The following is a 15424-nucleotide window of genomic DNA, read 5'->3' as shown; positions in this document are numbered from 1 at the left end:
AGCGCACGGCGGGCGGCCGCGGTAGCGCCGGACGTCAGCGGCCGACGACCACGGCCCGGTCGCGGACCTGGTCCCACACCTCGTAGGGCAGGTCCGCCCAGGCGAAGACGTCCTCGACGGCGGCGAAGCGGCCCGCCGCCGTCCGGCACGTGACGATGCGCTCGGCGTGGACCGGGGCGATCCCGAGGGTGCGGGCGATCACCGGACCGGGCGCGGTGTTGAGGTCGACGAGACCGCCGTCGTCGTAGGTCCGCGCGAGGTCGGGCCGCCCGATGCGCAGCTCGCGGGCGAGCAGCGGGTCCTCCGCGGCCAGCCGCCGCGCCTCGGTGCGGCGCTCGCGGGCGGCCAGCGCCGCGGCGATCGCCGGGTCCGGCGGCGGGCGGTCCCACCCGGCCGGCGTGCCCGCGGGGCGGTCGAAGACCCGGGGCCGGATGAGGATCAGCAGGACCAGCCCGCCGAGCAGGAGGGTGACCAGCCCGAGCGTCGAGAGCGTCGACGCGACCCCGTAGAACTGCCCGTCCGGGGTGCGGTCCGAGGCGCGGTTCAGCGCGAAGGTGCTGGCGACGAGGACCACCGACCCGACGGTGAGCGCGGCGTAGACCGCCCGCCGCGTCCGCACCGCGGCGTGCGCGAGCGGCACGGGCAGCAGGAGGCCGAGGCTCAGGAGGTGCACGAAGAACCACCAGCCGCCCCGCGTGAACCAGTTGCCCGCGCGGGGCGGCGTCGCGGTCATGACCCCGGGACCTGGTCGCGCAGGACGCGCTTGAGCAGCTTCCCCGACTGGTTGCGCGGCAGCTCGTCGATGAAGTGGACGTTCTTCGGCGTCTTGTAGCCCGCGAGCCGGCCGCGCGCGTGCTGGATCAGCTCGTCCGCGGACACGTCGGTCTTCTGGACCACGAACGCCGTCACCGCCTCGATCCAGCGGTCGTCCGGCGTGCCGATGACGGCGACCTCGGCGACGGCCTCGTGGGTGTAGAGCGCGTCCTCCACCTCGCGGGACGCGACGAGCACGCCGCCGGTGTTGATCACGTCCTTGATGCGGTCGACGACGGTGATGTAGCCCTGCTCGTCGATCCGCACGAGGTCGCCGGAGTGGAACCAGCCGTCGCGGAACGCCTCGGCGGTCTCCTCGGGCTTGTCCCAGTAGCCCTCGCAGAGCTGCGGCGAGCGGTAGACCACCTCGCCCGTGCCGCCGGGCTCGACGTCCTGGCCCTCGTCGTCGATCACCCGCAGCTCGACGAACAGCACCGGGCGCCCGCAGGAGTCGGGGCGCTCGTCGTGCTCCTCGGGCTGCAGGACCGTCGCGAGCGGGCCGATCTCCGACTGCCCGAAGCAGTTGTAGACCCCGAGGGCGGGCAGCGCCTCCCGCAGCCGGTTCAGGATCGGCACCGGCATGATCGAGGCGCCGTAGAAGGCCTTGCGCAGGCTGGTCAGGTCGCGTGTGCCGAAGTCGGCGTGGTTGACCAGCGGCACCCACACGGTCGGCGCGAGGAAGATCGCGCCGATGCCGTCCGCCTCGATCCGGCGCAGGATCTCCGGGATGTCCGGCGCCTCCATGAGGTGGTTGGTGGCGCCGACCATGAGGTAGGGCATGAGGAAGAGCTGCATGCCCGCCGAGTGGTACAGCGGCATCGCGTGCAGCGGGCGGTCGTCCTCCGACATCGCCAGCGAGTGCACGCCGGAGACGTACTCGTGGACCAGCCCGCGGTGGGTCATCATCGCGCCCTTGGGCCGCGACGTGGTGCCCGACGTGTAGAGCAGCTGGACGAGGTCGGTGTCGGCGACCGTGGCCGTCAGCTCCGGGATCTCGCCGGTGCGCGCCCGGTCGAGCAGCGAGCCGGGGGCGTCGCGCAGCGGGACGACCTGCTGGGGCTGGGTCGGGAGGGCGTCGACCGGGCCGGCGAGCGCGGGGTCGATCAGCAGCAGGCGGCTGCCGGACTGCTCGACCAGGTAGCCGAGCTCCTCGCCGGTGAGCGCGTAGTTGATCGGCACGTGGACCGCGCCGATCCGCGCGGCGCTCAGGAAGGCGAGCAGGTAGGCGTCGGAGTTCCTGCCGTAGGTGGCGACGCGGTCACCCGCGCCGACGCCGAGCTCCATGAGGAACCCGGCGGCGCGGGTGACGGCGTCGTCCAGCTCCCGGTAGGTCCACGTGCGGTCCGAGAAGAGCAGCGCCACGCGGTCCGGGCTGCGCCGGGCGCTGCGGGCGAGCACGCCGTCGACGGTGCTCGAGCGGGTGTCCACGGGGTGTTCGTCTCCTCGGGTGGGCGGACCGTCAGGCGTGAGTGTCTCCCACGGCCACCTCGCCGCCCGCGCTCACGTCGGCGTACACCCCGGCGCAGGCCCACTTGCCGGCGACCTCGGGCTTCTCGATCATGATCCGGTTGTTCTTCGCGACCGTGCGCAGCGTGTTCCGGTCGTCGGGCAGGTCGCCCTGGGCCATCGTCGTCATGACGCAGCGCATGGTCTGGAAGGTGAAGGCGACCCGGACGTCGCTGCCCAGCGTCATCTCCCGGCCCGGCCAGTCGTTCTCGACGAACCCGTCCCCGGTGTCCGCGAGGACGACGTTGGGGCGGTAGCGGCGGACGTCGAAGTCGCTCTCGGGGGCGAGCTCGGCGAGCCGGGCGAGCGTCGACTCGGTGACGACGTGGAGGGCCGCGAGGTCGTAGAAGCGCCCGGGCGGGGCGAACGCGGCGACGTCGAAGCTGCTGATCGCCTCGCCGGTGTCCTCCTGGCGCGAGGTGGTGGCGTCGATGATGTGCTCGGGGGCCAGGCTCTCGCGGTCCATGCCGTCGAGGTCGGCCCACAGCTCCTCGAACTTCGGCGCCTCGGGGGCGGTGGTGACCAGCCGGACCTCGCGGCCCAGGACGTCGGAGAGCGCCTGGTCGATGTCGGGGTCGTCGCTGCGGCGGGTCGAGCCGTCCGGGAAGGTGATGACCACCGGCGGCGCGACCTCCCCGGCCACCGGCTCGCCGGCGAACGCGGCGGAGAACTCCAGGAGCTTCGCCCAGCGCTTGGGCACCTTCGCGCTCGCGATGATGCCGGACTCGACGTCGAGGACGGCGTACGCGCGGTCGCCCGCGACCCCGCGCTCGTCGAACACGGCGCGGCTCAGGGACTCTCCGAGCATGGACTTGACGGGGTAGCGGTAGAGCGCGGCGATCGTCACACCGCAGGGCATACCACCCGCGGCACGGCGTTCGGAACCGGCCGGTCGGTCAGGAGCCGGCCGCGCGCCGGGCCGCGACGGCGCTCACCGCGGCCACGACCAGGGTGAGGCCCGTGACGACGAGCGCGTAGGACCCGAGCCAGACGTGCTTGGCGAGCTCGCAGTAGCCGTCCCCGAGCACGGCGAGGACGACGACGCCGAGCGCGGTGGCGGCGAGGACGCCCGCGACCCGCGCCGTGCCGACGGTGACGGGCGACCCGCGGGCGCGGCGGGGCAGCACGACGGTGAGCAGGGAGGCGAGGAGCGCCAGCGCGAGGACGGTCGGCGGCACCCAGCGGCCCGGGAGGCCGTCGAGGTAGACGAACATCGGGCCCATCACCTGCGAGCCCTCGGGGTAGGCCGGGCGCGGGACCGTGCCGTCGACCCTCCGGGGCCCGCCGGTCTCCGAGGCGAGGTAGGGGATCTGGGGGCGCAGCGTCGCGAGCAGGCCCCGGTGGACCATGCGCGCGAGCACGAGCGGGTGCTCGGCCACCCAGAGGCGCGCCGCGGTCCGGAGCTCCTCCGGGCGGGCGCCGACCGTTTGGTCCCAGCCGGGCACGCTGCGCCCGCCGTCGAGGTAGAAGTGCTGGCCGGCCTGCGCGAACGCCTCGGGGCGCAGCCCTAGCGGTGCCGTGGCGGCCGGTCCGGACTCGGGCAGGACGGCCGTGAACGCGAGGTTGTGGGCGTTGACCACGTCGTACGCCTCGTCCTGCGCGCGCAGCCCGGACATCACCGGCGCGGCCGCGATTGCCACCGCCAGCGCGGCCGCGCACAGCCCGGGCGCGTGACGTCGCACGGGTCGGGTCCCGACCGTCACCACGGCGCACGCCGCGACGGCCGCCAGCCCGACGGGGAGGAAGCCGGGCTTGGCGGTGGCCGCGACGACGCCACCCGCCGCGATCAGCCCGAGCGCGAGGAGCCGCGCCGACCGGTGCGCGGGGCGGGTCAGGGCCACCGCCAGCAGGCCCCACGCCATCCACGCGAGCCCGAGGAGGCCGCCCGCCTCGCTGAGCGACGCGACCAGGAACCGGGTCCACCACGGCGCGACGAGCAGCGGCAGCAGGGGCGGGCCGATCACCGCGAGGACGACCGGCACGCCCCGGCCGGCGCGGTGCCCGGCGGTGGCGGCGAAAGCGGCGAGGCCGGCGCCGAGGGCGAACAGCCCGACGTAGGCCGCCGCCAGCCACTCCAGCGAGAACCGGGTGGACCCGTCCGGGGCGGGCGGCGTCCCGTCCAGTGCCGTCGTGACGGCGACCGTCGCCCGCAGGATCAGTCCCGCCGACGTCGTCGGGGCCTCGCGCGCGCACCCGGGGCCGCCGGTGCGGTACTCGGTGACGACGACGCCGTGGCCCGCGGAGGTGCCGTCGGTGGCGTCCGGCACCAGGTCGGCGACGCAGGCCAGGCGCACCGCGTCGCCGTTGTCGGCCACGCCGATCGCGTCGCCCCCGACGAGCCCGAGCCGGAGCAGCAGGCCACCGCCCACCAGCACGGCCACCAGCACGCCGAGCGCGACGCGGAGGGGCGTCCCGATCGGGCGCGTCGCCGACGGCCCGCCCGGGGCGGACGGTGGCGCGGTCCCGGGACTCCGCTCGTCGACCACGGTGTCGGCCGTCATGTCCCCCCAGAGGTCCCGCGCGGTCCGGATCCGGACCACCCGGCAGCGTGCCAGAGCCCTCCGGCTCAGCCGGTGGTGGCCAGGACCAGCGGGAGCACCGCCGGCGCCCCCGCGCGGCGCAGCAGGGCCGCGGCGACCGTCAGCGTCCAGCCGGAGTCGGCGACGTCGTCGACGAGCAGGACCGGACCGGCGGAGGGGTCCATCCCCGCCGGCACCGAGAGCCGCGACCACACCTCGGCGAGGCGCTGGGCGGAGTTGGGCTGCTCGGGTTCGGTGTCGTCCTCGGGGTCCTCGTAGAGCGGGGGAGCGGTGTCGGCCAGCGCACCGAGCAGAGGCAGGCGCCCGATGCTCGCGATGCGCTGGGCGAAGCTCTCGACGAGCACCGGGCGTCGCCGCGAGGGCAGCCAGACGATGCTCGCCGGCCGCTGGGCCCAGTCCCAGCCCTTGAGCACCTCGACGACGGCGTCCACCGCGGCGTCGGGGACGAGGTCGTCGGCGCGCAGCAGCGGGCGCAGGCGCGGGCCCCACCCGACGTCGGTGAGCCGGCCCAGCGCCCGGCCCTCCTCGGCGGCGTCACCGGGCGCGATCTTGCCCTTGAGGGGCACGTCGAGGGCGTCCATGCCGCTGGGCCACTGCTTGCGCGGGGCCAGCGGCACGCCCGGCCGGTCGAGCGTCGTCTGGGCCTGCACCCGCACGTCCTCGCCGATCGTCGGGTCGGCGTGGCGGCCGGTGCAGTTGTCGCAGCGCCCGCACGGCGCGGCGCCCGGGTCGTCGAGCTGGCGGCGCAGGAACTCCATGCGGCAGCCGTCGGTGTCGATGTAGTCGAGCATCGCCTGCTGCTCGGCGCGCCGGGCCTTGGCCAGGCCGGTGTAACGGGCGCCGTCGTACTCCCACGGCTGCCCGGTGGCCTCCCAGCCGCCCTTGACCCGGCGGACGGCGCCGTCGGTGTCGAGCACCTTGAGCATCATCTCGAGCCGGCCCCGGCTGAGCTCCACCCGCGGCTCGAGGGCCGCCGTGGACATCGGGCGCCCGGCGTCGCCGAGCACGCTGAGCGCGACCCGGACCTGTGGCTCGGCGGGGAAGGCGAGCGAGGCGAAGTAGGCCCAGATGTCGCGGTCCTCGGGCCCGGGGAGCAGCAGCACCTCGGCGCGCTCGACACCGCGGCCCGCGCGGCCGATCTGCTGGTAGTAGGCCACCGGCGACTGCGGCGCCCCGAGGTGCACGACGAAACCGAGGTCCGGCTTGTCGAACCCCATGCCCAGCGCGCTCGTCGCCACCAGCGCCTTCACGCGGTTGGCCAGCAGGTCGTCCTCGGCGCGCTCGCGCTCGGCGGGGTCGGTCTTGCCCGTGTAGGCGGCGACCGGGTGGCCCCGTTCCCGCAGGAACGCGGCCAGCTCGTCGGCGGCCGAGACGGTGAGCGTGTAGACGATGCCCGAGCCCGGCAGGTCGTCGAGGTGCTGGGCGAGCCAGGCGAACCGGTCGGCCCCCTTGTCCAGCGGCAGCACCCCGAGGCGCAGGGACTCGCGGTCGAGCTCGCCGCGCAGCACCAGCGCGTGGTCGTGGCTACTGGAAACACCCAGCTGGTCGGCCACGTCCGTCGTCACCCGGTCGTTGGCCGTGGCCGTGGTGGCCAGCACCGGCACGCCGTCGGGCAGCTCGGCGATCAAGGTGCGCAGCCGCCGGTAGTCGGGTCGGAAGTCGTGCCCCCAGTCGGAGATGCAGTGCGCCTCGTCGACCACGAGCATGCCCGCGGTGCGGCTGAGCTCGGGGAGCACCTGGTCGCGGAACTCGGGGTTGTTCAGCCGCTCCGGGCTCACCAGCAGCACGTCGACCGCGCCCGCCTGGACCTCGCCGTAGACGTCCTGCCAGTCGTCGGTGTTGGCGGAGTTGACCGTCACGGCGTGGATGCCCGCACGGTTGGCGGCCTCGATCTGGTTGCGCATGAGCGCGAGCAGCGGGCTGACGATCACCGTCGGGCCGCCGCCGCGCGCCCGGATGAGCGCTGTGGCGACGAAGTAGACGGCACTCTTGCCCCACCCCGTGCGCTGGACGACCAGCGCGCGCCGACCCTCGGCGACCAGCGCGTGGATCGCGGCCCACTGGTCCTCGCGCAGCGCGGCGTCCGGACCCGCGAGGCGCTGGAGCGTCGCCTCGGCGTCCGAGCGCAGATCGGTGGTCGCCGTCGTCATGGCTCCAGGAGAGCACAGGGGTCCGACAGCGGGGCGCCCGCGTGTAGACAGGTCGCGTGGGCCTCGACGACTTCCCCCGCCACCCGCTGCTCTTCGGACCGAGCCCGGTGCACCGCCTCGACCGCCTCTCCGCCCACCTCGGCGGACCGGGGATCTGGGCCAAGCGGGAGGACTGCAACTCCGGCCTCGCCTACGGCGGCAACAAGACCCGCAAGCTCGAGTACATCGTCCCCGACGTGCTGGCCTCCGGCGCGGACACGCTGGTCTCCATCGGCGGCGTGCAGTCCAACCACACCCGCCAGGTGGCCGCCGTGGCCGCGAAGCTGGGGCTCAAGGCGCGCCTGGTGCAGGAGCGCTGGGTCGACTGGCCGGACAGCGTCAACGACAAGGTCGGCAACATCCTTCTCTCACGCATCCTCGGCGCCGACGTCCGGCTCGACCCCGCCGGCTTCGACATCGGCATCCGCGACTCGTGGGAGCGCGCGATGGAGGAGGTCCGCGCCGCGGGCGGCGTCCCGTACGGCATCCCGGCGGGCGCCTCGGAGCACCCGCTGGGCGGGCTCGGGTTCGCGCAGTGGGCCCGCGAGGTCGAGGCCCAGGAGGCCGAGCTCGGCGTCTTCTTCGACACGGTCGTCGTCTGCATCGTCACCGGCTCGACGCACGCCGGGATGGTCGCCGGCTTCGCGGGGTCGGACCGCCCGCGCCGCGTGATCGGCATCGACGCGTCCGCGACGCTCGAGAAGACCCGCGACCAGGTCGCGCGCATCGCCCGGCACACCGCCGAGCTCATCGGGCTGGGGCGCGACCTGCGCGACGACGAGATCACCGTGCTCGAGGGCTGGGCGGGCGAGCGCTACGGCATCCCCGTCGCGAGCACCGTCGACGCCATCGAGCTCACCGCGCGGCTCGAGGGCGTGATCCTCGACCCGGTCTACGAGGGCAAGTCGATGGCCGGGCTCGTCGACCTCGTGCGGCACGGGGACATCGGGCCGGACTCGACCGTGCTCTACGCCCACCTCGGCGGGCAGCCCGCGCTCAACGCCTACGCGGGCGCCTTCCCGTGAGTTAGGGTCACCTAAGTGACCCCTCCCCACCGGAGCACGTGATGCCGGAGATCACCGACCTGGCGGCCCTGCGCGCGATCGTGGCCGACCCGCCGCCGTTCATCGCGGAGAAGGGGATCGACCACGTCGACGCGGAGTCGCGCCGGTTCCTCGAGGCCTCGCCGTTCTTCCTGCTCGCCACCACCGGCGCCGACGGCACCGTCGACGTCTCGCCCCGCGGCGACCCGGGCGGGCAGGTGCTCGTGCTCGACGACGGGAAGTCGGTCGCCTTCGCCGACCGCCCCGGCAACCACCGGCTCGACTCGTTCCGCAACATCCTCGAGCACCCGCGGGTCGGGATGCTCTTCCTCGTCCCCGGGCGCGAGCACACGCTCCGGATCAACGGTCACGCGCGGATCTTCGAGGACCCGCCGTTCGCCGCCGACTTCGTGGTCAAGGGGAAGACGCCGCGGCTCGCGGTCGTCGTCGAGATCGAGGAGCTCTTCCTGCACTGCGCGAAGGCGTTCCTGCGCTCGTCGCTCTGGGACCCGTCGAGCTGGCCGTCCGGCGACGACGTCCCGTCGGCGGGGAGGATCGCCAAGAGCCAGTCGGGGACGCACGTGCCCGCCGCGGCGATCGACGCGGCGCTGAGCGTGGACGCGCGCACCAACCGCTACTAGGTGTCGCGCCAAGCCGGTCACGACCCGTCCCGCTCCTTCGTCGCGCGACGTGTCGGCTGCGGCGGCGCGCTCCGACGGTCGGCGGGGATCAGCCGGCACCGTGAGTGAAGCGCCCGGCCAGCACGGTCGCGCGGACCGGCATCGCCCGCAGCGTTCCCGGGTCGGCGTGCAGCGGGTCGGCGTCGAGGAGCGCGACGTCGGCGGGGTCCCCGGGGCGCAGCTCGAGGCGTCCCCCGCACGAGGCGCGCAGGGCGGTCGCGACGTCGAGGGCCTGCTCGGGATGCCACGGCGGGCGCTCGTCGCCGGAGCGCGCGACGGCCGCCGCGATCGCGACCCACGGGTCGGGCGGCGACACCGGGGCGTCGGACCCCAGCTCCAGGCGCGCGCCGGCGGCGACCAGGTCGGCGTAGGGGTAGGCGCGGGCGTGCACGTCGGGCCAGTGGCGCTCGGCGACGTCGCGGTCGTCGACCAGGTGGGCGGGCTGCACGGACGCGACGAGGCCGGGACGCGCGAAGCGGGCGACGTCCTCGGTGGCCACCAGCTGGGCGTGCTCGATGCTCCCGGGCCCGTCGACGTGCGCGAACGCGTCCAGCACGACGGCGTTGGCCCGGTCGCCGATGGCGTGGACGGCGGGGTGCAGGCCGGCGCGCGCGACCCGGGCCATGAGGTCGCGGAGGTCGCCGGGGTCGATGTTGAGCGCGCCGTGGCCGTCGGCGGGGTCGGGGTAGGCGTGGTGGCACGCGGCGGTCCGCGTGTTGAGGGAGCCGTCGGCGAGGATCTTGAAGGGGCCGACGGTCACGAGGTCGGTGACGGCGTCGCCCGTGCGGTGGCCGCGGTGCAGGGTGGCGTCGAGCCACGGCTCCCAGACGGCGGCGGCGACGCGGAGGGCGAGCCCGTGCTCGGCGCGCCGGGTCCAGGTGGCGACGGTGTCGTCGTACTCGAAGTCGCGGACGCCCGTGAGGCCCCGGGCGGCCGCCTCCGTCGACGCCGCGGCGACCCAGCGGTCGAGCTCGGCGGGGTCGGGGGCGGTCGACAGCTCGGTCATGAGCGCGAACGCCTCGTGCTCGCGCAGCAGGCCCGTCGGGTGCTCGCGGCCCAGCAGCACGAGCGCGGCGGGGCTGAGCCAGACGGCGTGCAGGTCGTCGCTGACCACCGCGATCGGCACGCCTGGCGCGGCGCGCTCGAGCATCTCCTTGTGCGGCGGGCGGGACCACAGCGCGGCGCGGAACCCGTGCCCGACGACGAGCCCCGGGACGCCGGGCGCCGCGGCCGCCATGGTCGTCGCGACCTCCTCGGGGCCGCGGGCGTGGCCGACGTCGACGCGGCGGCGCACCTGGGCCCACTGCGACCAGTGCACGTGCGCGTCGACCAGACCCGGCACGACGGTCGCGCCTCGCGCGTCGACGACGTCGTCGCCGGGGCGGACCTCGCCCTCGCCGGTCGGCGTGACGGACGCCACGACGCCCTCGGCGAGGCGCACGTCGATCTCGCGGGTGGATCCCGGCGTGCGGGCGCCGCGCAGCAGGACCGTCATGCGCTCCATGATCGTGGGGGCTCCCCTGACGTTCAACGAGAGCGTGGCCGCCACGCTGACACCTCCCGCATCAGCCACATCGCCGGGACAACGCGGGTCGCGGAGGGCAGGATGCGGCGCGTGAGTACCGAGCCGGTGAGCCAGAAGACGTTGTTCGACTCCGTCGACGACGTCATGACGCGGCTCACCGACGTCGGGTACCTCCCGTCCACCGCCGTCGCGACGACCGTCTTCCTCGCCGACCGCCTGGGCAAGCCGCTGCTGGTCGAGGGCCCCGCGGGCGTGGGCAAGACCGAGCTGGCGCGCGCGGTCGCCGACGCCACGGGCTCGGGGCTCGTGCGGCTGCAGTGCTACGAGGGGATCGACGAGGCCCGCGCGCTCTACGAGTGGAACCACGCCAAGCAGCTCCTGCGCATCACGGCGAGCCAGGGCGAGTCGTGGGACGACACCCGCGACGACGTGTTCTCCGAGGAGTTCCTGCTGCCGCGCCCGCTGCTCACCGCGATCCGGCGCACCGACCCGACCGTCCTGCTCGTCGACGAGACCGACAAGGCCGACGTCGAGGTCGAGGGACTCCTGCTCGAGGTGCTCGGCGACTTCCAGGTCACCGTGCCGGAGTGGGGCACGATCACGGCGAACCAGCGCCCGTTCACCCTCCTCACCTCGAACGCCACCCGCGAGCTCTCCGAGGCGCTCAAGCGGCGCTGTCTGTTCCTGCACCTCGACTTCCCCGACCCCGATCTCGAGCGCCGCATCGTGCTGACCCGCGTGCCGCAGCTGCCCGAAGCCCTCGCCGAGGAGCTCGTGCGCATCGTCGGGGTGCTGCGCGGCATCCAGCTCCGCAAGGCGCCGTCGGTGTCCGAGACGATCGACTGGGGCCGCACGCTGCTCGCGCTGGGCCTCGACACCCTCGACGACGACACCGTGCGCTCCACGCTCGGCGTCGTCCTCAAACACCAGGCCGACGCGCAGAAGGCCGTCGCCGAGCTGCGGTTGAACTGAGATGACTCCCGTCGTGCACGGCGGGCTGCCCGCCCACCTCGTCGACTTCGTCGGCGCGCTGCGCCGGGCGGGGATCGCGGTCGGGCCGGGGGAGTCGGTCGACGCCGCCGCGGTGGTCGCCGAGCTCGACCTCCTGCAGCGCGAGCAGGTGCGCGAGGGCCTCGCCGCGGCGATGCTGCGGCGCTCGGGGCAGCGGGCGGTGTTCGACGCGCTGTTCGACCTGTGGTTCCCGCTCGGGCAGGGCGCCGCGCTCGGCGAGGTCGCGCTGCCCTACGCCGAGGACGGGTCGGTCGACGTCGAGGCGCTGCGCGACCTGCTCGCCGGCCTGCTGCGCGACGGCGACACCGCGGCGATGGCCGAGCTCGCCCGCGCGATCGTCGACGGTCTCGGCGCCGTGGGACGGGGCCAGGGCCAGGGCGGCCAGGGACAGGGCCAGGGCGGCGGGGGCGGCGACCGCGGGCAGGGCGGCGGCGGGCGCCCGTCGACGTGGTCGGCCTACCAGGCGCTCAACGCCGTGCGGCCCGAGACGCTGCTGGCGCGCGTGCTCGCCGACCTGCGCGGCGGCGCCGACGCCGACTGGGACAGCCCGTTCGCCGAGGAGGTCTCGCGGCGGCAGGTGCGCGACCGCATCTCCTCGTTCCGCCGGATGGTCACCGACGAGGCCCGCCGGCGCGGCGCCGAGATCCGCGGGCGGGAGGCGGCGGCGCGCACCGGAGTGCCCAAGCAGGGCGACCGCGTCGACTTCCTCACCGCCAACTCCGAGCAGCTCGCCGACCTGCGCCGCCGCGTCGCCCCGCTCGCGCGCCACCTCGCGTCCCGGCTCGCCGCCCGTCGCCGACGCGCGCGTCGCGGCCCCATCGACCTGCGCCGCACGCTGCGCCGGTCGATGTCCACCGGCGGCGTGCCGATGCGCCCCGCGTTCCGCCGCCCGCGTCCCGGGCGCCCCGAGCTGGTGCTGTTCTGCGACGTGTCGGGGTCGGTGGCCGGGTTCAGCCACTTCACGATGATGCTGGTCCAGGCCCTGCGCGAGCAGTTCTCGCGCATCCGGATCTTCTGCTTCGTCGACGGGTGCGTGGAGGTCACCGACCTGTTCGGGCCCAACGCCGACCTCGGCGGCGTGATGGCCGAGATCACCGCGCGCCCCGGGCTCATCGCGTTCGACGGGCACAGCGACTACGGCTCCGCGCTCGGACGCTTCCGCGAGGGCTGGCCCGACGTCGTCGGCCCCCGGACCTCGCTGCTCCTGCTCGGCGACGCCCGCACCAACTACCGCGACCCGAACCTCACCGTGCTCGGCGAGCTCGCCGACCAGGCCCGGCACGTGCACTGGCTCAACCCCGAGCCCCAGGCCCAGTGGGGCACCGGCGACTCGGCGGCGCGCAGCTACGGGCAGGTCGTCCCGATGCACGAGTGCCGCACGGCCGCGCAGCTCGCGGGTGTGGTGTCGGGGCTGCTGCCGGTGTGAGACGCGAACGACGATCTAGTCTGAACGGATGAGCGGCCGCCGGATCGGGGTCATGGGCGGCACCTTCGACCCCATTCACCACGGCCACCTCGTGGCCGCCAGCGAGGCACAGATCCGCTTCGCGCTCGACGAGGTCGTGTTCGTCCCCACCGGTCAGCCGTACCGCAAGGACAGCGAGACGGTGAGCCCGGCCGAGGACCGCTACCTCATGACGGTCGTGGCCACGGCGTCGAACCCGCGCTTCACCGTCAGCCGCGTCGACGTCGACCGCGAGGGTGCGACGTACACCGTCGACACCCTCGCCGACCTCTCGAAGATCTTCCCGGACGACGAGCTCTTCTTCATCACCGGCGCCGACGCCCTCGAGCAGATCCTGTCGTGGCACCGCGCCGACGACATGTTCCGGCTGGCCCACTTCGTCGGCGTCACCCGGCCCGGGTTCGAGCTGGTCGACGACCACCTGCCGCGCGGGTCGGTCAGCCTGCTCGAGGTGCCCGCGATGGCGATCTCGTCGACGGCGTGCCGGGAGCGCGTCGCCGCGGGGGAGCCGGTCTGGTACCTCGTGCCCGACGGCGTCGTGCAGTACATCGCCAAGCGCGGGCTGTACCGGCCGGCGGGCCAGGGCTGGGTACTCGGGCCGACGGAGCACGTCGCCTCGGAGTAGTCGAAGCACCTCCGCCGTTCGGAGGTGTCACCACACGAACGAGTGACATGACGGCGCGTCGACTAACACGCTGCGTCGGCCCGGCGAGATCCACTCCGAACGCCCCGCCCGTCCGAGGGTGTGGCACTCGTTGGGGGAGTGATCTCGGTGCTGATGCCGCCCGCCTTCCCGGGCCCGCCGCCGCCACGGCGCGCGTCCCGTGGACCGATCATCGCCATCGTCGTGCTCGCGATGCTCGTCGCGGCGCTCGGCGGCGTGATCGTCGCCCGCGAGCTGAACGCGCCGACCGACGTCACCCTCGAGCCGGTGGCGACGGCCGGCGCCAACCCGTTCATGGAGAGCGTCGGCACCGACGTCCCCGACGTGCGCCCCGTCGCCCACACCGGCGGCACCTACTCCGGCACCACCCCGGGCCTGTACGGCGGCTCGGGCAGCAACTCGGTGTGTGACCGCTCGCGCCTGAGCCGCTTCCTCGGCGAGCACCCCGACCGCGCCGCCGGCTGGGCCTCGGTGCTCGGCCTGCGCGACTCCTCGGCCTCGACAATCTCGAGCTACGTCGACGGGCTGACCTCGGTGGTCCTGCGCTCCGACACCTACGTCACCAACCACGGCTGGTCCGGCGGGCACGTCACGGCCTGGCCGTCGGTCCTGCAGGCCGGCACCGCGGTGCTCGTCGACCAGCACGGCAACCTCGTCACCCGCTGCTTCTGCGGCAACCCGCTCACCGCGCCGCAGTCGTTCACCACGGTCGCCTACGTCGGCCCGCGCTGGTACTCGTTCCAGTCGACCTCGATCACCGTGGTGACGCACCAGACCACGCAGGTCACCAACAACTTCACGATCATCGACGTCCACACCGGGCGCGGCCACGACCGCCCGCACGGCACCGAGGGCGAGCACGATCGTCCGAACCCGCGCGTGCAGGCCAACTTCCCGGAGGGGCAGGGGCCGGAGGAGAACTCCGACGCGGCCGCGCCGCTGGCCGCGGGCGACACGTCGACGACGACACCGACGGGCCCGACCTCGAACGGTGCGCCGGACGAGGTCGTCGCCGAGCAGCCGGCGGACCCGGCGGCCCCGGAGGACGAGGGAGCCGCGCCGGGCGCCGTGCAGCAGCGCAGCATCCCGAGCGGCGGCACCGGCCTCGCGCCTCGCACGACGTCCTCGTCCACCACGACGCCGCCGTCGTCCAGCACGACGACGTCGGCCACCTCGTCGGGGAGCGAGCCTTCGGGCGACTACACCGCCGGCAGCGGCTGCCAGTTCGCGACCGGCACGCTGACGTTCACGAGCACCGGGACCTACAGCTCCGACGCGAACGACGCCGGGACCTGGGAGATGAGCGGCTCGTCACTCGTCGTCACACCGACCGGCGGCGGCTCGTCCGTCACGTTCACCGGTTCCACCAGCCTCTGGACGTCCCCCTCCGGCAGCTGCACGCTCACGGCCGCGTCGTGAGCCGGCACCGTCTGTTCGACGCCGACCCCGTCGAGGACGTCGCGATCGACGACGCCCCGACCGGCCCGGTGACCCTGCCGCCGCCCGGGCACGTCACGCTCGTGCCCCGCAAGCCGTCCGAGCTCGTCGGCCCGCCGGAGCCGGCCCCGAGCCGGCCGTCCTGGATGGACGACAGGGCCCGGGCCTGGGCGGACGCGCCCGGCGAGTTCGCCCGCACCCGCCCGACGCCGACGACCCCGCCGGTCACGCCGAGCGCGCCCGTCGCACCCCCGCGGCTCCTCCCGGCCCGTCCCGACGACGGCTGGGGCCCGTGGCCGCCCGACCCCGAGCTCGCCCGCCCGCGGTCGGGACCGCTGCCCGTCCTCGCCCCGCGGGCACCGGCGCGGCGGGGGACGAGCGCGCTGCTCGTCGCCACGATCGTCCTGCTCGTCGGCATGCTCGCGGTCCTCGGCGTGGCGCTCGTGCGGCCCGACCTGCTCGGGCTCGCCGGGCGCTCGCCGTTCGCGACGGCGGGCGAGTCGGCGCCCGGGGCGTCGACCGCACAGGTGGTGCCGGGGAGTCCCTGACTC

The 15424-nt window shown here is 74.8% G+C and carries 13 protein-coding genes; 7 read left to right on the top strand and 6 right to left on the bottom strand.

Annotated elements, in window-relative coordinates:
- Positions 1-34: 34 nt before the first annotated feature.
- The 5 genes from EV188_RS21115 to EV188_RS21095 form a co-directional block, all read right to left on the bottom strand.
- Positions 35-733, bottom strand: coding sequence for a helix-hairpin-helix domain-containing protein (locus tag EV188_RS21115; protein WP_133828275.1), 699 nt, complete (start codon positions 731-733; stop codon positions 35-37).
- A complete protein-coding gene (locus EV188_RS21110; RefSeq protein WP_133828274.1) occupies positions 730-2241 on the bottom strand; it encodes an acyl-CoA synthetase in 1512 nt (503 codons plus the stop codon). Before EV188_RS21110 ends, EV188_RS21115 begins: the two co-directional genes overlap by 4 nt.
- A 31-nt stretch (positions 2242-2272) precedes the next feature.
- Entirely contained in the window at positions 2273-3166 is an 894-nt protein-coding gene (locus EV188_RS21105) for an MOSC domain-containing protein (RefSeq protein WP_243741880.1), read from the bottom strand.
- 49 nt (positions 3167-3215) lie between these two features.
- Positions 3216-4820 carry a glycan biosynthesis hexose transferase WsfD gene (wsfD, locus tag EV188_RS21100; RefSeq protein WP_133828272.1) on the bottom strand — a complete coding sequence of 535 codons (1605 nt, stop codon included), beginning with the start codon at positions 4818-4820 and terminating at the stop codon, positions 3216-3218.
- A gap of 65 nt (positions 4821-4885) precedes the next feature.
- Positions 4886-7009 (bottom strand): RecQ family ATP-dependent DNA helicase, encoded by a 2124-nt coding sequence (locus tag EV188_RS21095; protein WP_133828271.1) that lies wholly within the window; start codon positions 7007-7009, stop codon positions 4886-4888.
- Between the two features lie 56 nt (positions 7010-7065).
- Between EV188_RS21095 and EV188_RS21090 the strand changes: the two genes are divergently transcribed.
- Entirely contained in the window at positions 7066-8073 is a 1008-nt protein-coding gene (locus EV188_RS21090; protein ID WP_133828270.1) for a 1-aminocyclopropane-1-carboxylate deaminase, read from the top strand.
- Positions 8074-8114: 41 nt separating this feature from the next.
- The gene (locus EV188_RS21085) at positions 8115-8732 is read left to right on the top strand and encodes an MSMEG_1061 family FMN-dependent PPOX-type flavoprotein (RefSeq protein ID WP_133828269.1); all 618 of its coding nucleotides are present in this window, start codon (positions 8115-8117) and stop codon (positions 8730-8732) included.
- An 88-nt stretch (positions 8733-8820) separates the two neighbouring features.
- Here the strand turns inward: EV188_RS21085 and EV188_RS21080 are convergent, their stop codons facing one another.
- Positions 8821-10266 carry an amidohydrolase gene (locus tag EV188_RS21080; protein WP_133828268.1) on the bottom strand — a complete coding sequence of 482 codons (1446 nt, stop codon included), beginning with the start codon at positions 10264-10266 and terminating at the stop codon, positions 8821-8823.
- Between the two features lie 174 nt (positions 10267-10440).
- On the opposite strand from EV188_RS21080, the gene EV188_RS21075 reads away from it, so the two are divergent.
- The 5 genes from EV188_RS21075 (at position 10441) to EV188_RS21055 (ending at position 15421) form a co-directional block, all read left to right on the top strand.
- Positions 10441-11268 carry an AAA family ATPase gene (locus tag EV188_RS21075; protein WP_243741886.1) on the top strand — a complete coding sequence of 276 codons (828 nt, stop codon included), beginning with the start codon at positions 10441-10443 and terminating at the stop codon, positions 11266-11268.
- Between the two features lies 1 nt (position 11269).
- On the top strand, positions 11270-12733 hold the full coding sequence (locus EV188_RS21070; protein ID WP_133828266.1) for a vWA domain-containing protein: 1464 nt from the start codon (positions 11270-11272) through the stop codon (positions 12731-12733).
- 28 nt (positions 12734-12761) lie between these two features.
- Positions 12762-13397, top strand: a complete 636-nt coding sequence (gene nadD, locus EV188_RS21065; RefSeq protein WP_133828265.1) for a nicotinate-nucleotide adenylyltransferase — start codon at positions 12762-12764, stop codon at positions 13395-13397.
- A gap of 153 nt (positions 13398-13550) precedes the next feature.
- Positions 13551-14855 (top strand): DUF6777 domain-containing protein, encoded by a 1305-nt coding sequence (locus EV188_RS21060; protein ID WP_341770787.1) that lies wholly within the window; start codon positions 13551-13553, stop codon positions 14853-14855.
- Positions 14852-15421, top strand: a complete 570-nt coding sequence (locus EV188_RS21055; protein WP_133828263.1) for a hypothetical protein — start codon at positions 14852-14854, stop codon at positions 15419-15421. The genes EV188_RS21060 and EV188_RS21055 overlap by 4 nt, the downstream gene beginning before the upstream one ends.
- The last annotated feature ends 3 nt before the right edge of the window (positions 15422-15424 follow it).

Origin of the sequence: Actinomycetospora succinea (genome assembly GCF_004363095.1) — a bacterium.
Classification (GTDB): Bacteria; Actinomycetota; Actinomycetes; order Mycobacteriales; family Pseudonocardiaceae; genus Actinomycetospora; species Actinomycetospora succinea.
The sequence above is the reverse complement of the archived record's forward strand: the minus strand, read 5'-3'. Positions and strand labels throughout refer to the sequence as shown.